This window comes from Enterococcus sp. AZ109 (assembly GCF_051714625.1).
Lineage (GTDB): Bacteria > Bacillota > Bacilli > Lactobacillales > Enterococcaceae > Enterococcus_A.
This window is the reverse complement of sequence record NZ_JBIOSF010000001.1, coordinates 2,907,046-2,929,597: the sequence shown is the minus strand read 5'-3', so window position 1 is coordinate 2,929,597 and position 22,552 is coordinate 2,907,046. Positions and strand designations below refer to the sequence as shown.

Here is a 22,552-nt window from a genome sequence, read left to right as displayed (position 1 = left end):
GCTTCATCCCTTTATTTTTTAATTTAACTTAAAATAGCAGAGCTTTGTTAACTCAAAATGAACAACGCTTCACATACAGTTCATAACACATTGCTACTATTATTATGCAAAAAGGAGGCTAAGGCAAATGAATCACTTACTAGTCGTAGAAGATGATGAAAACTTATTATTTCTTTATCAATCTATTTTGGAGCAACAGAATTTCACCGTTTCATTGGCGTCAAATGGCCTAGAAGCTTTAGACATTTTAGATAAGCAACACATTGATTTGTTGATCACTGACATAATGATGCCGGATATGGATGGCTACGAATTGACTCAAGACTTACGGGAGGCTGGCTATCAGCTGCCGATTTTAATGATTACAGCAAAGGATACCTTTCAGGATAAGAAGAAAGGCTTTGGCATTGGGATTGATGACTACATGGTAAAGCCGATTGATCTTAACGAAATGGTTTTGCGAGTAGAAGCTCTCTTACGTCGTGCACAAATTGTTCACAATAAACAATTAACGATTGGTCAAACAACCTTAGATCAAACCAGCTATCAAGTAATCGTTCAAGAGCACGCCGAAACATTACCTCAAAAAGAATTTCTATTGCTATACAAGCTGCTGGCTTATCCGAATAAAATATTTACTCGCCGCCAGTTAATGGACGAAATCTGGGGACTTGATTCCGACAGCGATGAACGAACCATCGATGTACATGTCAAACGGTTGCGACAAAAGTGTCAGGACAATCCTGATTTTTCGATTGAAACGATACGCGGTCTAGGCTATAAGGCGGTGATCCATTCATGAGAAAAAAGATCCATTCTTCCTTATGGGTGTATTTTACCTGTATCATTTTTTTGATTATGGTATTGTTGTTGGCTTTCTTTGTGACTTCAATGATTATTTTGGAGCGCAACGGTCTTTTAAGTGCTCGTCAGGGAGAACGTAGATTTCCTCTATCGATCATCATCTTGCTGAGTTTATTGATTGGCGTAGGCGTTTCAGCCTTTGTCAGTAAACGGATACTTAACCCGATTGCTAATTTGCGGCAAGCAATGAATCAAGTAGCTAAAGGGGATCTGACTGTTCAGTTGAAAGAAACGCAGCAAGTAGATGATGTCCAGCAGCTGTATCATGACTTCAACGTAATGGTAAAGGAATTAAGCAGTATCGAAACGTTGCGCAATGACTTTGTCTCAACTGTTTCCCATGAATTTAAAACACCTGTAGCAACCATTCGCGGCTACGTCCAACTTCTGCAAAATGAACAGCTGAAACCAGAACAGAGGCAAATCTATCTCGAGCGAATGTTAGATGGAACGCAACAACTGTCGCAGCTGACTGAAAATATTTTGCAGCTAACCCAGCTCGAAGCTCAGAGTATTCAATTTGCTAGAGCCTCTTTTCGTCTGGACGAACAAATTCGCGAAGTTATTCTCTTTTTACAGCCAAAATGGGAAAAACAACAGCTTCAATTAAATCTTGATTTAGCCGAAGCGACTTATGAAGGCAATGAAGAACTTTTGTATCATGTATGGCTGAATTTATTGGACAATGCGATTAAGTATAGTCCAGCGAATAGTCAACTAACTGTTTATTTAGTTAACACTGATAGAGGGGTGGAAATTGCCGTTTGCGATGAAGGGATTGGTATGTCTTCAGAGGAAACTCAGCGAATATTTGAAAAATTTTATCAAGCAGATACCAGCCGTAAAACCAAAGGCAATGGTTTAGGATTAGCTTTAGTTAAACAAATCGTACAACTTCATGCTGGTCAGATTAAAGTGGACACACATTCCGGACAAGGCAGCCGTTTTATCATTTATTTACCAAATCCTAGAGATTTTTCAAGATAAAAAGAGCATTTCGTTCACAATTAATTCACGAACATCAGTTATTCTATGTATATGGAAAGGATGATTTAAATGAGTGAGGAAACGAGATCCATTTATTTTATCGAAGAAACGCAAAGTATTGAAGGTGCCTATGTGGAAGTCCGTACTTTATATGTCGCTGACAACGAAGAACAAGCCAAAGAGGCTTATGAAAATATGTTAAAACAAGATCAACGGAAATCATTTGGGCTATTATTAAACGAATATGTTATTAAAGCCGATCAAAGTTACTTTATGCAGCTATTACGAGCATGGAAGAAGCTACCTTCTGAATTTTACCGCAAGATGCAAGTGCTCACTTATCGCCCATTAGCTGAATATCAAGGATAACTGAATACTGAAACGAACGATCTAAGCTCCGTCATTTCAAAGTGGCTTGGATCGTTCGTTTTTTTAGTATTTACAGCAAAGACAATAGGAAAACGGCAGCTAAACCAGTAATTACTGACCAAGCCATCGATCGTGTTTTATAGGCGACGCCCGCTACCAAGAACATCGCAACAACTCGGATATTGCCACCGATTTCAAAATGCTCGTGACTGATAAACACGTCCTTGAAAACCAAAGCCGCAAACAACGAAATGGGCACAAACTTCATCCACTCAGTAAACCATTCGGGAACTCTTCGTTGAGAGAAGTACAACATCGGAATCACGCGGGGAATATATGAGGCCGCAAACAAACTAAGAATCAGCAGCAGTAAATACCTATTACTCATGATGAACCTCCTCACCCCTTACCGGAAAAAAATCGTCGTCCTCGTTCTTAACTTTCGGTTTTCTAAGTTTAGTATCCAACCAATACCCCGTTAAAGAAGCAATCACTGTTGCCAAAATTAACCCAAAGGTATTTTGCAGCAGCAGCATAAAAAATACCGCCAATCCACCAGACAACAAACCAGTTGCTAGCAGCAGCTTATTTTTCACTTGCATCACAAACATGAAGATAAACATCGCTGTTAAGGCAAAGTGAACCAATTCCGTATCTACTTGGATAAAAGAACCAAAGACACTGCCTAACACGGTGCTCACCACCCAAGAAATCTGGGAAAGCCAGTTGACCAAAAGCGCTCGCGTGCGATTCCAAGTAGTATCGGTAGAATATTTCAAATAATTCACTGCATAATTTTCATCATTCATTGATTGGGAGAATACCGCTAGAAAACCGCGATGCTCTTTCTTAAAAAAGTGAGATAAGCTAGAGCCCAACAAAGCATACCGCAATTCCAAAAACAGCACCATCAGGATGATAGAAGTAAACGACGCATGGACGGCTAACAATGAAACGACCAAAAATTGTGCACCACCTGAAAAGACTACTAACGAAAGCAGCGCAGTTAATAGGGGACTAAACCCTACTTGTTGCAGCAACATCCCACAAGCTAAACCAACAGGAATATAACTGAAACAAAGAGGTGTGACGGCACGAAGCGCTTCCTGCCAGTCGGTCCGATTACTTAAAGACATGAGAATCTTTTCCTTCCAAATTCGAGTATAAAAAGCATACCCATTCTAACATACTTATGTAAAAAAGATAGTCAAATAAGCGAGCTTCTCTTGCGTTTTCCATTCATTTTCTGAAATAGTATGTTACCATTGTTGCAGAAAAGAGATGAACTCCTGTGAATTCTAGTTTTCACGAAAATCGATCCGTGGGATTAATTTTAACTTTTATCGGTGGTGCAATGGATAGTTATACCTATATTCGCTATGAGGCCTTTGCTTCAGCCCAGACAGGAAATTTGATTTTAGCTACGATTCAAGCCTTTGATCACCAATGGACTTCGGTGGGTAAAAAGCTGCTATCCACTTTGTTTTTCTTCTTGGGGATTTTACTAGCTAAGTATTTAAATGATTATTTCCGTGCAAAAAAGCTCCACTTTTGGCGATTGTTTCTGCTGTATTTTGAAGCATTGGTCTTTTTCATCATCAGTCTGCCATGGCTCGAACTGCATCCTTCTGTTATTACGATTATTATTGCCTTTACGGCGGCAGTCCAATGGGTAGCCTTTGATAAGATTAATGGCCTGACCTACACCAATCTATTTACTACCGGAAATTTAAAAGGGGTGGCTACTAACTTTTATGACTATCTAAAGACCAAAGACCCTAAATCCAAAGAGCTGTTTTTCCACTTTTTGTGGGTGGTTTTGGCATTTTTAGCTGGAGTGATCGTATCAGTTTTCTTGTACGATTCCTTAGGTCGACAAACAATTCTTTTGGTTTCGGTATTGTTCTTGTATTTGGCATTTACCCAAACGTATCAAGTCTGGCGATTTCATAAAGAAATTTATTCCAACAAATAAGGGCTTCGAGTTTCTTGATGTGATTCTCAAATCAAAAGGCATCCATCGCCCACCTATAGAGGATGGTGATGAATGCCTGAAGCTCTGCTAAATTTATATTTCTTCTGAACCAGCAGTATTTTGCTAATTTGTTACTCCGTGATGCGCAGGAAAACTATCAAATTCCAATTTTTCAAAGGCATAGCCATGTTCTATCCCGTAGTCGATGATTCCTTGCAGCGCATCCGCACTAGTTTGTTTGGTATCATGCATGAGTACGATGTTGTCCGCGCCCTCAATTAAATTGGTCGTCACTCCTTTTAGTGGTTGCTCTGAAGAATTTTGGTTGCCTCCATCACCACTAGAAACGTTCCAATCGAAATACTGGTAGCCTTTTTCCTGCACCTTAACTACTAAACTACTCATAATCCCTGGTGAATACTTAGCACTAATACTATTAGAGCCACCACCTGGGAAACGGATAATTTTCGAATCCTCACCAGTGATTTTTTTAACCCGCTGTGCCACTTTATTCAAATCATTGAAATAATTATCTACCGAAGCGTAAACATTACTGTATTCATGGTCAAAAGTGTGTAACCCAATCGTATGCCCATCGTCATATGCTTGCTTAATTAGTTCATCTGGACCATACCCTGTCACAAAGAATGTTCCTTTGACATGCGCATCCTTCAATATTTTTAGAAATTGTGGCGTAATTGTTTCATTAGGACCATCATCAAAAGTTAAATAGATTCGCTGTTCTACTACATTCACTACTCGAGTCAATTGGTGAACCGCGCCTAACGCATCGGTTACCTTGTAAGTAATTTCATATTTACCTGGGGTATTTGTGTCTACTGTACCTTCTATTTCTAGTTTATCTTGGATATCTGCATCATCGCCACCTTCTACTTGAGCACCCAACTCTTCGTATTTTCGTCCGATGTATAAATTTAATTGTTCTGGACCATTTAAGGTCATTTTAACTGGTGATACACTTTCAGGTTGGACTACCTTTACCTTACGACTTACCTGACTCTTTAATCCAAAATAAGATACCTGATAATTTACTGTATACTCTCCTGCTTTGGTTAAATCCACTGCTCCTGAGGTTTCGTAATTTTCTGGGTCTAATTCTTTACCTGAATTTTTTAATTTGACTCCTGGATCATTAAACTTATCATGAGTGGTTAACTCAAGCGTTTCGTCGCCAATTACCTCCAAATGCGGAAAGTTTAAAAAAAACAACAATTCCAGCACTATAACCAACAGTAACACAATACAAGTTATAAAACGTTCACCCTTGCGTTTTCTTTGCCGGTGTTCTTTGTGATATTCCCTTCGATTCATACCCTAACCCACTATCTCCTTCTTTTTATCTATTGATTATAGTCGAATTCTTTATACATTTTCAATATCATTTGAGAAAGAAATACACTAAAAAGTACATTTTGAAAAAAACTGAGTTATCATTGTAAAAAAATATAGAAAACCGGCTAGCGGTTTTCTATATTTTTTTATATACAATTTTCTTAATAGAATGAGTGGATAGATAATAACTATCTGCCAGCTCTTCAATTGATTTACCAGACTGATATTCTTTGGTAATTTTTTGATTTCTGATGTCCATTTCTTTGCGGAATCCTGAACATTCTCCCCACGCTTTGCGTTTTTCTTTTTGGGCGGGGATATACAGATATTCTCCTTGCAGATATTTTTGTATCTCTACAACTAAGCTCTTTGGTAGCACGACATTCGCATTATGATATTTCATTATGGCTTCCTCCTTGATAAAAATGATCAAGTGGCAAAGCCCGTTTAAGCGACTTGTTTACTCCATGTAGGTGTCGCTTGAACAGACCTTGCATGGAGAGCTACATGTTGGATTCTCATTTTATTCACTTCCATCCTCATCACCGCCTGTATAAATTCCTGTCATTAGTAAATTAATCATACGGAAAAATAAGCGCTTTATCAAGTCACGAATAAAGAATATTACCGAACTATTTAGTATATTGAGCGCTAAGCCTTCACTTGTTACACTTGGTTTATTCAATAAGTGAGGTGCAACAATATGAATCTATTACAAGTACAAGCAGGCTATTCCGAGACCGATATTACACCAGATCGCCCGACTGACACTGAATTAATCGGTTTTAATCGACCAGAAAATCACGCGAAGAGCATCTTACATCCACTCAAAGCCCAAGCGTTAGTTTTTCGATCAGGGAAGTTAACCTGTTGTATCCTGACAGTGGACAGCATCGGGATTACTACAGCTCTCACCGATCAATTACGTGAAAAAATCGCCAATAAGTTGCACTGCTTACGGGAAAACGTGATGGTCTGCTACTCTCATACCCATTCAGCGCCAGACGCAGCAGCGAATCATGGAAACTATTTTCAATCGATTCTTCCCAAAATAATCGCAGCGGTTGAAACGGCCTATGAGACCACATTTCCCATAAAAGCAGCTTGGGGAATTGCGAAAAACACTATTGGAATTAATCGACGTAAAGGCAGTTCCGTTGTAGAACATCGACTTGGCGTCCTAAAAATTTCAAATGCTCTGACAAATAAAACAGAGCTGTTATTACTGCGAGTGACTGCTCATCCCAATGTACTAACTGCCGACAATTATTTGATTTCTTCTGATTATTTTGGTGTAACGAGAAATTTACTTGAAAAAGAATACAGCTGCAAAGTCTTAATGACTCAGGGAGCAGCCGGCAATATACGTTCAAAGTTCCGCCAAAGAAATGCCGATGCATTGGAGGAAGATCCCTTTGAGTTCGAAAAGAAGCTCAGCAAAAAAGTAAAACAAACTTTATTCGAAGAAAGCCTAGCAGCGTTACGCAAAAATGCCGAAGAAATTGCGCGATCAGTCAACGTAATTTGGGACAAATTACAAACGGAAGAAGTTTATCGTTTACGCATGTTTTCTCATACACAAACCTTTTATACTGATGTCCCTACATTGGAAAAAGCACAACTAATCGTAACTGAAGCAGAAAAAGAAGCGGGTATTGCCGGCGGTGACTGGTTCAATGAAGTAAAACGACTGCGTGCAGCAGGCATTATTCGGCAATCGACAACCCGAGAGATCCAATTTTTCGCTTTAAATGATGGTTGCTTATGTGGTGTGCCAGACGAGCCCATGTGTGAAATTGCGATAGCTGTTCGACAGAAAGCCAAAGATAATCTGCTGTTTTTCGGCGGATACACTAATGGGTATGAAGGCTATCTGGCTAATGATCTGGAATATGATCGTGGCGGATACGAAGTCTTATGGTCCAACTTAGTTTACTACAAATTTTACGATCGATTGATGCCTTTTAATCGCGATACTGCTGATGAATTGAGTAGCTTCGTTGCGGATATTTGGCAAAAGGAAAAAGCAAGCCAGTAAAAAAGGCAAGGATTTGCGAAATTCGCTGATCCTTGCCTTTTATTTATTCAGTAAATTCAATCACAATGTCACCATTAGAAGTATCCGCCGAAATCATTTTTTCCCCGGAGCCTTCTGTATTACCAGGAACATTTCTTCCATTAGAAGTATCAGAGTATATCTCGAAATCACTTTGTTTACCAATCACGTTGCCTTTGATATGGCTGTTGCTGCTTTCAACAGATAAGGTATCGGTGACTTTTACCTTATCAAAGGTTACATGACCATTGCTCGTTTCAAGCCAAATGCTATCGCCTTCAAGATTGTCCACATCCATTTTGGCATTAGTGGTAATAAACTCGCCATCGGTGAAGGTCAAGTCTTTCAAAATAATTGCTCCATTGCTTGTTTGAGCATCCAATGTGTCAGTGACCGTTAAGTCGGACAATTTGATTTCCGCATTGGAAGACTCGATATGCGCGAAATCTAAAGACAAATTTTCTACCGAAACATGTCCATTACCAGTTTCTACCATTAATTCTTCTAATTGATCATTAGGCACTTCTACTACTACTTCACCTTGCTTGCCTCCAAAACTTAACCAAGACAATGGAAACCAGTTGTTTTTACGTTCTACTCTAAGTTCATTGCCATCTTCTTCTACGCGGTATTTGTTGTTGCGGGATTCTTTGTATTTAACCGTCGTTTTATTTCCACTGGTTCCGGTAACCGTAATCGGCGTATCACTATCGTCGATTATAATGCTTTCAACGGCCTTTTGTGTTTCAAATGTTTTATTGGTGGTACGATTATGAAAAACCATACTAGACATACTTACTATAGCTAACCCAACTAATATTACCCCTACTGTAATCTTTTTCATTTTGAATTCCTCCTATTTCCTTCTACTTAATAGTAAAGGAAATAGCTGACTTTTGCCTAGGTCATAAGACTGATTTTCCCTCAGACTTCTCGCTTATCTTTTGATGTCTCGGTAAAAACCAGCCTTAATTTCAATGAAGTCCTGGAATAATTGGAACAAATGAAACAGCATTGCTCGATTTTCGAAGGCTTCTCGGTTTTCCGGCAGCTCTTTGACCCGATAACGCTGATAGGTCTCTTCAATTTTTCGCAAAATTTCTTGACCATCATTGCCTTCTGCTAAGGTCTCAGCAGTAAAATTAAACAACTCATGCAATTCTTGTGCTTCACTTTCGGTCGCATTCAACTGAATCAACACTTGCAGCATGTCGGACATATTTTTTACCTGTAAACGACGCATAGCAAAGTACTCAAAGTAGTAGCTGTTAGGCGACCATAAGCGGTTTTCTTCAAACTGAAGCGCTCGTTTTTGTGCTTGTTTGATAAATTGTGCTAACGATTGGCATTCGTCAATCAGCATTTCTTCGCTACTAATCTGGTTAAGAGAATCCGACATTTTTGCGAGCAGCTTTTTCATCATGACTTCTACCACTAGCTGATCTTCTTTGATTTGCTTTTCAGTATTTGGCATGTATAAATTAGCCACCAATGCACAGCCCACACCAATAATCATTAGCAAATATTCATTCAAAATCAACGATGGTGCTAAGCTCGCACTAGCTAAATAATGGGTAATTAGCACTGAGCTGACAGAAATCCCTTCGCCGATATTCATTTGAACCGACAATGGAATAAATAAAAGCAAATATAAACCAAAGGCAAAAGCATTAAAGCCAAAAAGCGAAAAGAACAAGGCAGCGATGGCAGTTGCCAAAGTTAAAGAAACCACCCGATTCCAAGCCGTCTTCGCAGTTGAGCGCTTCGTATTTGTAACACTTAATACGGTAATAATTGCAGCCGCTGTGGCACTTTCCAAGCCCAGCATATTTGCCAGCATCAATGCAATCGGAGCAGCAATCGCTGTTTTAATGGTACGTAATCCGATCTTCATGCGGTCTCCTCCTCTTAAAACTCTCCATAGAAAAAAGGCTACACTATTCAGTGCAGCCTGTAAACCGTTTATGCCTTGTTTTCTTGTTGCAAGGCCTTCAATCCAGCCATTCCTAACAGATTCCAAGGCGTATCGAATTCTGGTTGGAAGAAGAAATCAGCATAAGCTAGTTGTTCAACTGTGAAATGAGTTTGAATCGCAATCGAAATCGCATTGATGTTGGCAGTTAAGTCCTCTTTCGACATGATTTGTGCCCCTAGAATTTCCAGATTCTCTGGATTGTAAACTAGTTTGAACATCATTCGCGTTTTCAAGTTTTGCGGCACAAAGTCCATCAAAGTATCTTGATCCAAGAAAACCGATTTAGTTTTGATTCCTAGCTTGCTTGCCATTTGGTCATTTAGACCAGTTGAGGCAAATTTATAATCAAAAACACGTAAAGCAGAAGATCCTTGAACGCCAGGAAACGGGTATTTCGCTTCTTCTAAGTTGCGAACCGCATATCGACCTTGACGCCGAGCATTGGTGGCCAGTGAAATGTTCACCTTCGTATTGCCAGGGTTGTATTGGATTAACGTTGCATCACCGACTGCAAAGACATCATCTTCGCTGGTGCGCATGTATTCGTCCGTTTTAATCATTCCATTTGGCAATAACTCCACTGCATCCTTCAGCCAGGCAGTATTTGGACGCACGCCGGCAGACATAACTACCATATCGGCTGGGTATTCGCCTTTGTCTGTGACAACTTTGGTTACTTTGCCATTGTCATCGCCGACAAATTCAACAACAGATTCGCCCATTGCCAATTTAATGCCATGATCCACCATTTCGGTTTCTAGAACATCGGTAAATTGTTTATCTAGATAAACCCCTAATGGTCGATCGATGATATCCACTAACGTAACGTTCTTGCCGGCTACTGCGAATGCTTCGGCGGCTTCAATTCCGATATACCCAACACCGATCACAACGACGTTTTCGATAGCTGGATCAACCGACAGCATCTTCAAATCAATCGTATCTTGGCGTCCCCGCATGGTTTTGATGTTTCCTAAGTCTTTTCCTGGAACGGGCAAGATAAAGGGATTGGCTCCGGGACTCAAAATCAATTTGTCGTAGCTCTCGACCCGTGATTCTCCAGTAACGTGGTTCAATACTTCTACTTGGTGTTTGTCAGGCTCTACTTTGGTAATTTCAGTGTTTGTAAACACGCGGACCCCGCGTTGTTCCATCTCTTCAGCCGTCGCATAGCGAATTGAATTCACATCTTTCACGACTCCTTCAAGATACATTTGCGTGCCTCACCCCATAAATGAGATAAAGTCGCCCTTTTCATACCACTGAATTTCTGCGTTAGGTTGCGTCAATAACAATTCTTCCACCGCTTCATAGCCGCCGTGTGAAGATCCTAAAACGATAACCTTCATGATAAATCCCTCCTAAAATTTTTTGTGCACAATCGTACAAAGACAATTTTACGCCATCTTGGACTAAAGTTAGTAAAATATGCCTAGTATTTTAGACCGATTCTCATCTAGCTGGTGATTTGTGGTCGCACTTTGGCACAATTTCTTGTATAGTAGATTCTGTAAAGGAGAGGATTTCTTTGGAAAGCTGGCTATTTCTCGGCATTATTCTATTAGTTGCATTTCTTGCAAAAAACCAAAGCTTACTGATTGCTACTCTGGCGGTATTGGCCTTAAAATTACTGCCACAATCAGACAAAATATTAACTATCTTGAATCAAAAGGGTATTAACTGGGGTGTCACGTTAATTTCCGCTACTATCCTAGTTCCGATTGCCACTGGAGACATCGTCTTAAAGGATTTGTTGGATACTTTGAAATCCCCATTAGGTTGGGTCGCCACGATCTGCGGCGTTTTGGTAGCCATGCTATCTGCTCGCGGAGTTGGACTGATCGCTTCATCCCCGGAAGTAACAGTGGCATTAGTTTTCGGTACCATCATGGGCGTTGTGTTTCTAAAAGGCGTTGCAGCTGGTCCTGTGATTGCAGCAGGCATTACTTATTGTATTATGCAGGCGATTCAGGTGTTTACGACAAAATAAAAACGTTGGTGAGAGTGATTTCTCGCCAACGTTTTTATTTATTTCTTGATAAACGTATAATAACAAAAATGAACGTACTCTTTAGCCGATAATTCGTTACTGTGCCTACAAGCCAACACGATAAAAAGAATTTCTGCTATCGTTAGATAAACGTCTTTTAAATCGAAAATGAAAAAATCCGCTAGTTGGATAAAATCCAAGCTGCCGTTCCAGACAAGTTTATCAATCAGACTACAAAAGCAGCCTGCCAATCCGAATGTCATAATAACCTTTACAGCCGTACTTGTTTGTTTTCTTTTCGTTCGATACAGTAGATAACCAGAAACCAGCAGCCAAATCGTTAGCAAGTTGATTACGATCAATAGGGGCATATTTGATAAAAAACCAATAAAATTACCACCATAGGACAAATTAGCATTTTGTACTGGATAAAATCGTAAAAAGGAACCGAACATATCAAAATGATCTTCTATAAAGAAACCTTTAATCATTAATTTGATTAATTGATCAATAAGAAACAGAATAGTCGCTGGCATGGCAAATCGTTTCAATACGTTCATACTCCACCTCATCTAACGCTCTTTTTGACAGACTTATTATTAGTTTAGCATAGAAAAAGCAACGTTTTAAATAATCTTCTGTTCTATTCACGATCCCTCGCTACCTTTCTTTGTGTCTTCCTCTATTTTCTTGTAAGATAGAAGTAATCAATCACCTCACAAGGAGGGGAAATATATGGTTGGCTCAGGAAGAACCGCGCGGTTAAAGCAGATTATCACCGTTGCCAATAAATATAAAATCGTAAAAAATATTACTCAGCAAACAAACCCGGATCAAGTGCGGGAGGCTTTTGAAGAACTGGGACCTACATTCATTAAAGTCGGTCAAATGATGTCAGTCCGAAACGACATCTTCACCCTTGACTTCACTAAAGAACTGCGAAAACTGCAGGATAATGTGAAAACTGACGACTTTGCTGAAGTGAAGAAGTTGGTAGAAAGCGAACTAGAATTACCCATTGAAGAACTATTTAACAGCTTTGATGAGCAGCCCTTTGCTTCGGCTTCAATTGCCCAAGCCCATCATGCAACGCTGAAAAACGACGAACGGGTTGTGGTCAAAGTGCAACATCCCGGCATTGACAAAGAAATTGAAACCGATCTTTCTTTATTTGAAAAAGCCCTGCCTCTTGCTAGCTGGGTACCGGAAAGCAATGTAGTGGATTTAAAAAACATTCTAAAAGAGATTCGTGAATCCTTATCGAATGAACTGGATTTCCGTAAAGAATTAGAAAATGCCGAGCGTTTCTACGAATTGAACAATAATTGGAAAGAAATTCGTACACCAAAAATGATTGACAGTTACTCCTCCAAAAAAGTGCTGGCGATGGAGTTTATGCCTGGAGACAATCTGAGGGAGCTGGTCAATTCACCTGAAGACGAGATTGCTTACGGTGATACGTCCAATCAAGAACTAAAGGAAACAATCAGTTCATTGTTGATTGATCATTTTATGAAGCAAGTTTTTGAGGATGGCTTTTTCCATGCTGATCCTCATACCGGAAACATGCTGCTGCAATTTATCTCTGAAGATGAGAACGAGCAGGATCAAAATACTAAAGAAGATCGTTATGAAGGAAAATTCGGTCCTTTTCCTTTTTATCTCGATTTGTCAGCGAACGAACCCTTACGACCTTTCCGCCTGAATTTTATTGATTTTGGGATGATGGGGGCCATTACCAAAGAAATGCAGTTAAAAATGAGTAATGTGATTATCGCTATTTATTCTAAGGATACTCAGCGAATCGCAAACTCCGTTCTAGCTATCTGTAAACAAACCGGTCCTTTCTCGGAACAAAAGTTTAACGAAGAGCTGGATGAATTTCTAAAACGTTATTTAAACATGCCTGTCAAAGAGATCGATATTCAAAAAGTATTCTCACAAGTAGTCGTAATTTGTCACAACAACAATCTGCAAATTGATGATTCGATCACCATGCTGATCAAAGCGTTTGGAACTTTGGAGGGCGTTATCGAAGAACTTAATCCGGAGCTTTCATTGTTTGAAGTCATTGCGCCGTTTGCTCAAAAATATTTTATCGAGCAGTTCGATTTAAAAGAAGAATTGCGGCAAACGGGATTGGATTATCTGACGAGTATTAAGGCAATACCGAAGCTGCCCAGTCACTCCCTATCTGTGTTGGATACCTTTATTAAGGGCAAGGCCAAGCTGAATTTAGAGTTAAAAAATCAGGGGATTTTATTAGAACGCGCCGAGGCAATGGTCAATCGGCTGGTAATTGGATTGATCCTTTCGGCTTTAGTAATCGGTTCCTCCCTTTTGGTTCAGACTTCACCCGGTGGAGGAACCTTCATTTCTAATTTAGGCATGTTTGGGTATGGAGCAGCGGCGGTATCAATCTTGTTTTTAGTCGCTGAAAGTTTGTATCGTCGTTATAAAAAATGGCGGGAAAAATAATTTCTTTTGCACGAAGAGGCACCTTGCTCTTCGTGCTTTTTTCGTCTCCTCCAGATGCACAAGCACATTTCTGTGTTATTTTTGAACTTCTCGCTAGACTGAAATGTATGAAGGAGGAATTTACTTATGACAGAACCAGTTTTGAAAGACCCTAGAAAAATGTATCGCCAAGAAGGTTTCGCCAAACAAGATCAAGAGACTCCAGCCCAAGAGGAACACATGCGGGAAAAACCGGATTGTGGCGAAGATAGCTACGAAGGAAATCACAAATTAGAAAATCGTCGAGTCCTAATCACCGGTGCTGACTCAGGAATTGGACGGGCAGCCGCAATTGCTTATGCCCGTGAAGGAGCAGATGTTGCCTTCCAATATTTACCTGGCGAAGATGAAGATGCCAAAGAAGTCGCAAAATACATTGAGGCCGCTGGTCGCAAAGCTGTTCTACTCGCTTATGATTTACGGGATGAATCAGCACCAGCTGAAATTGTTAAACGTGCAGTTGATGAATTAGGTGGCTTAGACACCCTTGTATTGAACTCTGCCCAACAAATTTCATGGCCTTCAATTGAGGAACTACCAATGGAACAGGTTAAAGATACGTATATGGTAAATATTATTTCCATGTTTGCTTTAGTGAAAGAAGCTCTACCTCACTTACCAGCAGGAAGTGCAATTATCACAACAACATCGGTACAAGCCTTTAGTCCAAGTCCCCATCTACTGGATTATGCGACAACTAAATCAGCAATCGCCAACTTTACAGTCGGCTTAGCTCAGCAATTAGCTGAAAAAGGCATTCGCGTAAATGGTGTTGCACCAGGTCCGATCTGGACGCCGCTGCAATTAGACCAAGGTCAGCCAAAGGATGCTTTACCGGAATTTGGTCAGGACTCTTTATTAGAACGAGCAGGTCAACCAGTTGAATTAGCACCTGTTTATGTATTTCTAGCTTCTAATGATGCCAGCTATGTGACGGCCCAAATTTACGGTGTAACCGGCGGCCAACCAATTAACCTATAAAAAGAATTTTTTAAAGAGATGAAGATGGCTGGAAAGCCGTCCTCATCTCTTTTGTTAAGCATAAAACAATTCACAAGTCAATAGCTTTTGAGCAATTGTAAAGCATATCATTTTACTTTGCACCCGGTTTATTTTATCATCGTATTGTAAACAAATTAATTAATCTGACGAAAGTTAAGGAGGGTTGTTATGAACAAGGGTCTAAAGTCTTTGCTAATTATTATCTCACTGATTTTACTATCAGTTTTTCTCTCAATTGTTGTTATTAATTCACATATTGTGAATATTCCAATGCAATTGGGTCCAGCAAGATATTTCACATTGACAAACTATTTCGCCCAAAATTACCTATTCTGGGTTGGTGCAGTATTGGCAATCTTAATGGTTGTGGCGATTTTGGTCATCATCTTTTACCCTAAAACAACTGGAAAATTTACACTTAAGGATAATCACGGAAAACTATCCCTTGATAAGCGCGCCATAGAAGGCTATGTGCGTACTAGTATCAACCAAGGAGATTTCATGAACTCTCCCAAGGTCAGTGTAAAAGCAACAAATAATAAGATAAAAGTTAAGGTCAAAGGGAACTTAAACCGGACCTCTTCTATGATCGGCAAAATGGATCTCTGGGCTACACAAATGCAAGATGAGCTCATGCGTGTGCTTGGTCCTAATGAGAAAGTTTTAGTTGATGTTAAGTATGTAGGCTTCGAGGAAGATCAGAAACGAGAACAACAATCATCATCAGATCAATCACGAGTAAAATAAGGAGGGGAAACAATGCAAGAGTATATTACTAAAGACAAGTTGCCCCTTATTTTCGGGGTGATCGGTTTTATCCTGGCTGTACTGTTTTTCACAGTCGGCTTCTTTAAAACCATCTTATTGATCATTATTACAGGAATCGGTGTCGCTGTCGGAAAATATATGAAAGACAACGGCGTACTAGACAATTATTTAAAAAAATAGGGGGACATTACAATGGAAAACAAAACAACTATGAATACACAAACACCACAAGCAACAAACACTAACGTTCGCGGAGAATTAACTTACGAGGATAAAGTAATCCAAAAAATTATCGGAATTGCTTTGGAAAACATCGACGGCTTATTAACAGTTGATGGCGGCTTCTTCTCAAACATCAAGGACAAAATCGTAAACAGCGATGACGTAACTGCTGGAATCAACACTGAAGTTGGTAAAAAGCAAGTAGCAGTAGATATGGATATTGTTGCTGAATACGGCAAAGATATCGAAAAAATCTACGACCAAATGAAAGAATTGATTATCGAAGAAGTGAAGAAAATGACTCACTTAGACGTAATCGAAGTCAACGTGAACGTTGTTGATATTAAGACTCGTTCTGAATACCAAGACGAAAGCGAAACTGTGCAAGACAAAGTAAGCAATGCTGCTGACTCAACTGGTAAATTTGCTTCACGTCAAACAGACAAAGCTCGTAATGCGATGGAATCAGAACCACGTGTTGAATAATACGCAGTTAAAATGTGTATTGCTTAAATAATAGATAGAAAGCGGTGTAGCTTCGGCTATGCCGTTTTTTATGTTTACCCTGTGTCAAATCGAACGAATGAGCATCACCACATTAACATCGAAGGAAGAGATTCTCTCTTCTTCGGTGTTTTTATTGTGTGGAGTCATTAAGCAAGAAGACACGAGTTCGCATATTTTAGAAGTCGCTAAATTTATAAACGACAGCAGTGAAATGATCTAGCTAGTTCCATTTTCAAGAGATTACCCTCCTTCCCTTTATAATAATCTTCACACTAGTCTTAAATAGTAATATTTGTATCTTTCCCTCCTAGAAGTTGTTTGATAAAATATATGTCTTCTTTGTTTTTACAAATAAGGCGGATAAAATTTTTTAGAAGCTTCAAATTCATGTTCTGTATTTCTAAATACCAGACCTCACTCTTGCATCAAGTCTATTGGAACATTGGCTACGAAAAAAATGTTGAAACATATTCGAGCTGCTCATGATAGAAGAAATAGAACGTACAACCTGCCAGTAAACTCAAGACGCAACTATCATTTATAGAAGGAGTCTATTATATGTATACTATTAAATTTGATAAACAATCTGTCCATACATTGAATAATCTGGATTTAAAGAACATCAAAGTCGATGCCAATGGTCTTTTAATTGATTTTCTTGATATTAAAAACTGGTTTAAGTTGAGTAAGATTATTTATGAAAAAAACCTTTCAGACTTAGTTGATAGTGAAATTGTGTATTACGACACTATTGAAAAATCATTTGCAGAGATGATTTACTCTAAATTCAATGAATATTCTAAATTCAAGACAATTAAGCAAATTTTCTTAGCTGATATAATGAGCGACTGGATAAGCAAGCAGAATATTCGCAAGGCAATAGAAACCCTACACTTCGTTGAACCATTTGAAGAAAGGTTTAATAAACCAGCCTTTTTATTTAATGAGGACGAAACCACCGAAGTAATTCTAGGTTTATATGAAGATCGAAAATTTTTCTCCTTGAGATTCAAGCTAAAGGTTTTAAAAGATTATCAAAATTTCTATCGTAAAGAGTTCAATCTATCGAATAAATCCAATTTTTGGGAAAAATATTATACTCTTAATAGGTTACAAGAACTTTTAAATGAAGACATAAAAAATATCAATATAACCAAAGAGATGCTATTGGATCTGTTTTCAGATATGATGAATCCGCAGCAATCCATTGTACCCCTTTTAGTATTCGAAGGATTAACTTTCAGTAAAAAATATGATCCTGATGAAATAAGAGGTCTATTAAAAACAAATATTGAACCTCACTCTATTTTCGTTCCAGCAGTTACAGATAAAGTTGACAGCCACGGATTCAGAATTAAAATTGATAGAAATTGATGATGAGGTTTACCAAGCTTTATTGAAAACAATGAATACTAAAGACATGTTCTTTATAGGACGTTACGGTTATCTAACTGAAGAGTTGAAAAATACTCCGTTTCTTCTTACTACTGTAGAAAAAAGAAAACAAAGATCAGATGGTAATGAATGGATAAGCAACGATGGATTAAACTCTAGACTCTTAGTATGCAAAGAAAATATGGAAGTAAGACATTCTGAGATTGCCGATTTTAGAACAACGTACATTGCCAACTGTGGCAAAGCGCATTACATAAAGAAATACATGAGCGAAGGGCAAAAAGAAACCGAAGCAATTATTAACACGTTGAAACGATTTGGAGAGTGGAATAGTTGTGGGGATTTAAGTAAAGAGAAAATGAATGCTACAAATAAGATACGAATTTCACGTTTGAGAACCTCTTATCCCTTGTACGATAATGAATACAATGATTTAAAAAGCGTTTTTTTCGGAGAACGGTCGTGATTCAGAGACTCCAGATGAGTTTTTTATTTCTAGAAAATTTAACATTTTAGAAGAAGCATAACTTCTAAAAAAGCATGCTTCAGTCGCCTCAGACAATTTGTAGACCTAGTAGTAAAAAATAGAAGGCGATCTGAGAAGCAGTTATCACTATCTAATAGGATGAGAACACATCGTAGTTGCAGGTATTTAAAATAAATTACTGGTTCTTTCGTCATATATTTTGCCAATTCCTTTATTACCTATCCAATTAAAAGAATGCTACAAATAAACAGCCGTCCCAACTGGCTTAGGACGGCTGAACGTTTCACTCCGAACCTGTGAAATCTTGTGAAGCTTTATCGGCGTAATAATCTTCATAAGAAAGATAACTACCATAAGTCTCGGCCTTTTTCACGCCGTCTAAAATTGCCAACCGCACTGCCTCTACAGTCAAGATTGAAACTGCTTCGAAGGTAGCTTCGATTTGATTAGCGCAAAGAACAAACATCGTATCTCCGTCAAAAGTAGTGTGGGCTGGTCGAACTGCTCGGGCAATCCCATTATGGCTGATATCTGCCAGCTTGTTAACTTTAGCTTTAGGAAAAGTCGCATTAGTCATAACACAGCCGATTACTGTATTACCGGAATACATATCCCGAAGATCCTGATAACGTTCTAAAAAAATAGCTTCTGAACAGCCGATTTGCTCTCCTTTTCTAGCACCCGCTAAAAATTTCTGCTGCTCTTCATCATAAATATCACCCACTGCATTGACTGCCACTACTGCTGAAACAAACAGCTCACCATGTTGAATGGTATGACTGCCTATCCCACCTTTCATAGCATTTTCCAACCCATTGATGTTCCCTACACTTGCGCCGGTTCCAGCGCCATAATTGCCAGCTAAAAAAGGTTCATTGTGATAGGCTGCTTCACAAGCTCGATAGCCAAAGGTGCTGTCAGGTCGTGTGCCTTTATTCCCCATACCAAGGTCAAATAAACTGGCACCACTGACATTAGGTACGATTCCAATCCCTACATCGCGACCAATTTGCTGCCCTTCTAAAAACTTCACCACACCATCACTAGCAGAAAGACCATAGGCACTGCCGCCAGATAAGGTGACCGCATGAACAGCTTTTCGATTGTTTTCTGATTTTAACGCATCGGTGTCTCGGGTATTAGGCGAACCACCTCTGACGCAAACACCGCCAGTTGCACCTGCCTCGGCTATGATTACTGTACAACCGGTCATGGCTTCCTTATCGGTATATTGTCCGATTCTAAAAAATGGATGGATTGCTGTCATTTGTTCCCCCTGCTTTCCTATTTTTCTTTGACTTTCTTTGACTAAATTAGCGTGACTCGCTACGCTAGATTTTCCTACTCACTCTCGATTATACTTTATTATGGGATTTTTTTCATTTGCGATTTACACGCACGAGCACGCATGCTATAGTCTGCTGAAAGAAACAATCGAAAAAACTACATAGGAGGGTATTTATCTAATGGAGAAAACGAAATTTCTTGAGCTGGTTAAAGATGGATTAATTGTCTCCTGCCAAGCATTGCCGGGAGAACCTTTGTACACTGAAGAAGGCGGCATTATGCCTTATCTAGCCTTGGCTGCTGCCGAAGCTGGTGCTGCAGGTATTCGTGCCAACAGTGTGCGTGATATTAAACAAATCAAAGAAAAAGTCGATCTACCTATGATTGGCATCATTAAGCGGGACTATCCCGAAAGCGAGGTTTTCATTACTGCAACGATGAGAGAAATTGATGAATTGATGACCACAGGAGTCGAAGTTATCGCGCTAGACTGCACTTTACGAAAACGACCAGATGGACAAACCATCAATGACTTTATCCGACAAATCCGCGAAAAATATCCCGAGCAGCTGCTAATGGCAGATATTGCTACCTATGAAGAAGCCCAAAACGCCTTTGAAGCCGGCGTTGATTTCATTGGCACTACCTTGAGCGGCTATACCGCAGAAAGTGCTGATAGTGAGGCCCCTAATTTTGAATTGGTTAAAACACTAGTAGCAGCAGGCATGTCAGTCATCGCAGAAGGACAAATCCATACACCAGAACAAGCACGTCAAATGCAAGACCTTGGTGTTGCTGGTATTGTTGTCGGTGGAGCAATTACTCGACCGAAAGAAATAGCTACTCGGTTTATTGAGGCTTTGAAGAAATAGATTGTTTAATAATTGTTAGACACTTATACTTTCTTCACAATCAACATAGACTTAGCTGTGACATAAACCGTCACAGCCACTGAAAACCGCATAATCAATGTAACTGAAGCAGCTCTATCAGAAGTAAGCCGAATAAGTCGAAAATAGTTTACTCATATTTTTGCGATTATTCGGTTTATTTCTCGGAGCTGAACACTTCTGTCACAAGCTCGCTTCTTTAATATATTTTTATTGAATCACTTCTCAGCTCAATCGCTTCTACTACGAATAATGGATTAAAACCGTTAAGCTAAGCAGGCTATCACCAATATTTTTATACTCGTGCTCATCATTTGCCTCAAACTGAATAAAATCACTTGTATTTAATTGAAAAATTTCATCTCCCACACGAATCTCCGCCACACCGCTATTTACAACAATAAACTCTTCGACACCCTGATTGTGAGAGGGAGAGATATGAGATTTCCCAGCTGCTATTTCAGTTAAAAAAAGCTCAAACTTTTTGTTACTACCCGCTTGTACAAGCGAGAAAACGGAATAGTCCTTGTCACTATTGGGTAACGCATCCATTTTCCCACGATTGAGTACCTTTACCTCTTTGTCACGATCAGCAATTAATGCCGAAAAAGGAATTTCTAACCCCTTCGCTAATTTCCAAACCGTATTGATAGTTGGGCTAGATTCGCCACGTTCAATCTGACCAATCATGGTTTTGCTGACGTCAGTTAGTTGACTAAGCTTATCCAAACTAAACCCACGTTCCATCCGAATTTTTTTGATATTTTTTCCAATGACAAGATTTAAGTTATTCATTGATTTAGGCTCCTGTATTTTACTTTTTTATTCACCTTATCTTGCAAGATAATCCTCAAAAAGTCTACTAGAATTCAATTTTTACTCGTATAAATCGGTGCTTAAGTATTTCAACCCTGAGTCATTGATAGTTAGGACAATCGTTTTCCCTTGTTCAGTTGTTTGGAGTAGTTTTACTGCTGCCGCAACATTAGCCCCTGAAGAAAAACCGGCAAAGATTCCCTCTTTTTTAGCTAGCTCTCTAGCGAAATAAGTGGCTTCATCATCACTAATCAAAATGGTGTCGTCAATTAACTGACGATCTACCAAACTTAATTCTCGTAAATAACCTCCGCCTTGAATTTTATGACTTTCATTAATGATTTCCTCATCGGCATAAAATGGTGCCGCAGCGGGTTCCACTAAGTAACAGTTGATTTTAGGATTGTACTTCTTTAAAGCTGTTGCAATACCTGAAAAGGTACCACCAGATCCTGCAAAATCGACAAAAGCATCCACCTTCCCTTCCGTTTGGACCAAAATTTCTGGTCCTGTGTGACGTTCATGAGCGTGCCGATTCCCCGTCAGTTCAAACTGGTCAGAGCGAAAAGCGCCTTTTTCATTCGTAATTCTTTGCGCTTCTTCTTCTACCAGTTGTAGATCCTCACCTGAAACTTGTCTTTTTGGTGATCCGGGAGCTTGATCCACTAAAACCACTTCAGCCCCTAATGCTTTCATCATCTGCGCACGTTCAACAGAGTTGCCTTTCGACATAACTGCGACAAAAGGATACCCCTTAATACCACAAACAATTGCCAGACCCGTTCCCATATTGCCGCTAGTTAGTTCAACCACTGTCTGTCCAGGTGCTAATAAGCCTTGTTCCTCCGCCTCTTCGATAATTTCCAACGCTGGACGGTCCTTTTTACTAAAGCCAGGATTTAAATACTCCAATTTGGCATAAATTTCTCCGTCCAATTCTTTCGTTAAACGCTCCAACTTAACCATCGGTGTATTGCCAATGACCTCCAAAATACTACCAAATACCTTCATCCTGCTACCTCCTTCTTAAAGATTACTACAAAACAAATGTACGTTATATAGAACTAAAAGTCAATATAACGTACAATAAAA

At 39.3% G+C, this 22,552-nt stretch carries 25 protein-coding genes; 14 read left to right on the top strand and 11 right to left on the bottom strand.

Annotated elements, in window-relative coordinates; translation table 11 throughout:
* The first annotated feature begins 127 nt into the window (after positions 1-127).
* The 3 genes from IGI42_RS14415 to IGI42_RS14405 all read left to right on the top strand — a co-directional run bounded on the left by IGI42_RS14415 (position 128) and on the right by IGI42_RS14405 (position 2,220).
* Positions 128-802: a response regulator transcription factor gene (locus IGI42_RS14415; RefSeq protein ID WP_438716561.1), complete on the top strand. Its 675-nt coding sequence runs from the start codon at positions 128-130 to the stop codon at positions 800-802.
* Entirely contained in the window at positions 799-1,851 is a 1,053-nt protein-coding gene (locus tag IGI42_RS14410; RefSeq protein WP_438716560.1) for a HAMP domain-containing sensor histidine kinase, read from the top strand. Before IGI42_RS14415 ends, IGI42_RS14410 begins: the two co-directional genes overlap by 4 nt.
* A 69-nt stretch (positions 1,852-1,920) precedes the next feature.
* On the top strand, positions 1,921-2,220 hold the full coding sequence (locus IGI42_RS14405; RefSeq protein ID WP_438716558.1) for a hypothetical protein: 300 nt from the start codon (positions 1,921-1,923) through the stop codon (positions 2,218-2,220).
* A gap of 70 nt (positions 2,221-2,290) precedes the next feature.
* Here IGI42_RS14405 and IGI42_RS14400 read toward each other — a convergent pair whose 3' ends face one another.
* Entirely contained in the window at positions 2,291-2,608 is a 318-nt protein-coding gene (locus IGI42_RS14400; protein ID WP_438716557.1) for an AzlD domain-containing protein, read from the bottom strand.
* On the bottom strand, positions 2,601-3,356 hold the full coding sequence (locus IGI42_RS14395) for an AzlC family ABC transporter permease (RefSeq protein WP_438716556.1): 756 nt from the start codon (positions 3,354-3,356) through the stop codon (positions 2,601-2,603). Before IGI42_RS14395 ends, IGI42_RS14400 begins: the two co-directional genes overlap by 8 nt.
* Before the next feature lie 155 nt (positions 3,357-3,511).
* Here IGI42_RS14395 and IGI42_RS14390 point away from each other — a divergent pair, with 155 nt between their 5' ends.
* Positions 3,512-4,195, top strand: a complete 684-nt coding sequence (locus IGI42_RS14390) for a YoaK family protein (protein WP_438716555.1) — start codon at positions 3,512-3,514, stop codon at positions 4,193-4,195.
* A gap of 123 nt (positions 4,196-4,318) precedes the next feature.
* Here IGI42_RS14390 and IGI42_RS14385 read toward each other — a convergent pair whose 3' ends face one another.
* Both IGI42_RS14385 and IGI42_RS14380 read right to left on the bottom strand, forming a co-directional pair.
* Entirely contained in the window at positions 4,319-5,527 is a 1,209-nt protein-coding gene (locus tag IGI42_RS14385; RefSeq protein WP_438716554.1) for an immunoglobulin-like domain-containing protein, read from the bottom strand.
* Positions 5,528-5,684: 157 nt separating this feature from the next.
* On the bottom strand, positions 5,685-5,951 hold the full coding sequence (locus tag IGI42_RS14380; protein ID WP_438716553.1) for a CD3324 family protein: 267 nt from the start codon (positions 5,949-5,951) through the stop codon (positions 5,685-5,687).
* A gap of 300 nt (positions 5,952-6,251) precedes the next feature.
* On the opposite strand from IGI42_RS14380, the gene IGI42_RS14375 reads away from it, so the two are divergent.
* Positions 6,252-7,586 carry a hypothetical protein gene (locus IGI42_RS14375; RefSeq protein ID WP_438716552.1) on the top strand — a complete coding sequence of 445 codons (1,335 nt, stop codon included), beginning with the start codon at positions 6,252-6,254 and terminating at the stop codon, positions 7,584-7,586.
* 43 nt (positions 7,587-7,629) lie between these two features.
* On the opposite strand, the gene IGI42_RS14370 is transcribed toward IGI42_RS14375, so the two are convergent.
* From IGI42_RS14370 to IGI42_RS14360, 3 genes are all read right to left on the bottom strand, one after another.
* On the bottom strand, positions 7,630-8,448 hold the full coding sequence (locus tag IGI42_RS14370) for a DUF4097 family beta strand repeat-containing protein (protein WP_438716551.1): 819 nt from the start codon (positions 8,446-8,448) through the stop codon (positions 7,630-7,632).
* Between the two features lie 93 nt (positions 8,449-8,541).
* On the bottom strand, positions 8,542-9,498 hold the full coding sequence (locus tag IGI42_RS14365) for an aromatic acid exporter family protein (protein WP_438716550.1): 957 nt from the start codon (positions 9,496-9,498) through the stop codon (positions 8,542-8,544).
* 68 nt (positions 9,499-9,566) lie between these two features.
* Complete coding sequence (locus tag IGI42_RS14360) at positions 9,567-10,928, bottom strand: FAD-dependent oxidoreductase (RefSeq protein ID WP_438716549.1); 1,362 nt, start codon at positions 10,926-10,928, stop codon at positions 9,567-9,569.
* A 179-nt stretch (positions 10,929-11,107) separates the two neighbouring features.
* Between IGI42_RS14360 and IGI42_RS14355 the strand changes: the two genes are divergently transcribed.
* Entirely contained in the window at positions 11,108-11,569 is a 462-nt protein-coding gene (locus IGI42_RS14355; RefSeq protein WP_438716548.1) for a DUF441 domain-containing protein, read from the top strand.
* A 38-nt stretch (positions 11,570-11,607) separates the two neighbouring features.
* Here the strand turns inward: IGI42_RS14355 and IGI42_RS14350 are convergent, their stop codons facing one another.
* Entirely contained in the window at positions 11,608-12,129 is a 522-nt protein-coding gene (locus IGI42_RS14350; protein WP_438716547.1) for a signal peptidase II, read from the bottom strand.
* 175 nt (positions 12,130-12,304) lie between these two features.
* On the opposite strand from IGI42_RS14350, the gene IGI42_RS14345 reads away from it, so the two are divergent.
* From IGI42_RS14345 to IGI42_RS14315, 7 genes are all read left to right on the top strand, one after another.
* Positions 12,305-14,047 (top strand): ABC1 kinase family protein, encoded by a 1,743-nt coding sequence (locus IGI42_RS14345; RefSeq protein ID WP_438716546.1) that lies wholly within the window; start codon positions 12,305-12,307, stop codon positions 14,045-14,047.
* 126 nt (positions 14,048-14,173) lie between these two features.
* Positions 14,174-15,067, top strand: coding sequence for an SDR family oxidoreductase (locus IGI42_RS14340; protein WP_438716545.1), 894 nt, complete (start codon positions 14,174-14,176; stop codon positions 15,065-15,067).
* Positions 15,068-15,256: 189 nt separating this feature from the next.
* Positions 15,257-15,835, top strand: coding sequence for an alkaline shock response membrane anchor protein AmaP (amaP, locus tag IGI42_RS14335; protein ID WP_438716544.1), 579 nt, complete (start codon positions 15,257-15,259; stop codon positions 15,833-15,835).
* Positions 15,836-15,847: 12 nt separating this feature from the next.
* Positions 15,848-16,036 (top strand): DUF2273 domain-containing protein, encoded by a 189-nt coding sequence (locus IGI42_RS14330; protein ID WP_438716542.1) that lies wholly within the window; start codon positions 15,848-15,850, stop codon positions 16,034-16,036.
* Positions 16,037-16,048: 12 nt separating this feature from the next.
* Positions 16,049-16,564 carry an Asp23/Gls24 family envelope stress response protein gene (locus IGI42_RS14325; RefSeq protein ID WP_438716541.1) on the top strand — a complete coding sequence of 172 codons (516 nt, stop codon included), beginning with the start codon at positions 16,049-16,051 and terminating at the stop codon, positions 16,562-16,564.
* Positions 16,565-17,143: 579 nt separating this feature from the next.
* Positions 17,144-17,959 (top strand): hypothetical protein, encoded by an 816-nt coding sequence (locus IGI42_RS14320; protein WP_438716540.1) that lies wholly within the window; start codon positions 17,144-17,146, stop codon positions 17,957-17,959.
* Positions 17,919-18,446, top strand: a complete 528-nt coding sequence (locus IGI42_RS14315; protein ID WP_438716539.1) for a hypothetical protein — start codon at positions 17,919-17,921, stop codon at positions 18,444-18,446. Before IGI42_RS14320 ends, IGI42_RS14315 begins: the two co-directional genes overlap by 41 nt.
* Before the next feature lie 304 nt (positions 18,447-18,750).
* Here the strand turns inward: IGI42_RS14315 and IGI42_RS14310 are convergent, their stop codons facing one another.
* A complete protein-coding gene (locus tag IGI42_RS14310; RefSeq protein ID WP_438716538.1) occupies positions 18,751-19,734 on the bottom strand; it encodes a P1 family peptidase in 984 nt (327 codons plus the stop codon).
* Positions 19,735-19,933: 199 nt separating this feature from the next.
* Here IGI42_RS14310 and IGI42_RS14305 point away from each other — a divergent pair, with 199 nt between their 5' ends.
* The gene (locus IGI42_RS14305) at positions 19,934-20,626 is read left to right on the top strand and encodes an N-acetylmannosamine-6-phosphate 2-epimerase (protein ID WP_438716537.1); all 693 of its coding nucleotides are present in this window, start codon (positions 19,934-19,936) and stop codon (positions 20,624-20,626) included.
* A gap of 261 nt (positions 20,627-20,887) precedes the next feature.
* Here the strand turns inward: IGI42_RS14305 and IGI42_RS14300 are convergent, their stop codons facing one another.
* Together IGI42_RS14300 and IGI42_RS14295 are read right to left on the bottom strand one after the other, a co-directional pair.
* Positions 20,888-21,439, bottom strand: a complete 552-nt coding sequence (locus tag IGI42_RS14300) for a helix-turn-helix domain-containing protein (RefSeq protein ID WP_438716536.1) — start codon at positions 21,437-21,439, stop codon at positions 20,888-20,890.
* An 81-nt stretch (positions 21,440-21,520) separates the two neighbouring features.
* The gene (locus tag IGI42_RS14295; RefSeq protein WP_438716535.1) at positions 21,521-22,471 is read right to left on the bottom strand and encodes a PLP-dependent cysteine synthase family protein; all 951 of its coding nucleotides are present in this window, start codon (positions 22,469-22,471) and stop codon (positions 21,521-21,523) included.
* Positions 22,472-22,552 lie beyond the last annotated feature (81 nt).

Coding starts and splice junctions, on each gene's coding strand:
- IGI42_RS14375 (WP_438716552.1), top strand. CDS start 6,252: ATGAATCTATTACAAGTACAAGCAGGCTATTCCGAGACCGATATTACA.
- IGI42_RS14325 (WP_438716541.1), top strand. CDS start 16,049: ATGGAAAACAAAACAACTATGAATACACAAACACCACAAGCAACAAAC.
- IGI42_RS14415 (WP_438716561.1), top strand. CDS start 128: ATGAATCACTTACTAGTCGTAGAAGATGATGAAAACTTATTATTTCTT.
- IGI42_RS14305 (WP_438716537.1), top strand. CDS start 19,934: ATGGAGAAAACGAAATTTCTTGAGCTGGTTAAAGATGGATTAATTGTC.
- IGI42_RS14400 (WP_438716557.1), bottom strand. CDS start 2,608: ATGAGTAATAGGTATTTACTGCTGCTGATTCTTAGTTTGTTTGCGGCC.
- IGI42_RS14410 (WP_438716560.1), top strand. CDS start 799: ATGAGAAAAAAGATCCATTCTTCCTTATGGGTGTATTTTACCTGTATC.
- IGI42_RS14320 (WP_438716540.1), top strand. CDS start 17,144: ATGTATACTATTAAATTTGATAAACAATCTGTCCATACATTGAATAAT.
- IGI42_RS14405 (WP_438716558.1), top strand. CDS start 1,921: ATGAGTGAGGAAACGAGATCCATTTATTTTATCGAAGAAACGCAAAGT.
- IGI42_RS14350 (WP_438716547.1), bottom strand. CDS start 12,129: ATGAACGTATTGAAACGATTTGCCATGCCAGCGACTATTCTGTTTCTT.
- IGI42_RS14340 (WP_438716545.1), top strand. CDS start 14,174: ATGACAGAACCAGTTTTGAAAGACCCTAGAAAAATGTATCGCCAAGAA.
- IGI42_RS14310 (WP_438716538.1), bottom strand. CDS start 19,734: ATGACAGCAATCCATCCATTTTTTAGAATCGGACAATATACCGATAAG.
- amaP (WP_438716544.1), top strand. CDS start 15,257: ATGAACAAGGGTCTAAAGTCTTTGCTAATTATTATCTCACTGATTTTA.
- IGI42_RS14385 (WP_438716554.1), bottom strand. CDS start 5,527: ATGAATCGAAGGGAATATCACAAAGAACACCGGCAAAGAAAACGCAAG.
- IGI42_RS14370 (WP_438716551.1), bottom strand. CDS start 8,448: ATGAAAAAGATTACAGTAGGGGTAATATTAGTTGGGTTAGCTATAGTA.
- IGI42_RS14365 (WP_438716550.1), bottom strand. CDS start 9,498: ATGAAGATCGGATTACGTACCATTAAAACAGCGATTGCTGCTCCGATT.
- IGI42_RS14380 (WP_438716553.1), bottom strand. CDS start 5,951: ATGAAATATCATAATGCGAATGTCGTGCTACCAAAGAGCTTAGTTGTA.
- IGI42_RS14395 (WP_438716556.1), bottom strand. CDS start 3,356: ATGTCTTTAAGTAATCGGACCGACTGGCAGGAAGCGCTTCGTGCCGTC.
- IGI42_RS14345 (WP_438716546.1), top strand. CDS start 12,305: ATGGTTGGCTCAGGAAGAACCGCGCGGTTAAAGCAGATTATCACCGTT.
- IGI42_RS14300 (WP_438716536.1), bottom strand. CDS start 21,439: ATGAATAACTTAAATCTTGTCATTGGAAAAAATATCAAAAAAATTCGG.
- IGI42_RS14295 (WP_438716535.1), bottom strand. CDS start 22,471: ATGAAGGTATTTGGTAGTATTTTGGAGGTCATTGGCAATACACCGATG.
- IGI42_RS14330 (WP_438716542.1), top strand. CDS start 15,848: ATGCAAGAGTATATTACTAAAGACAAGTTGCCCCTTATTTTCGGGGTG.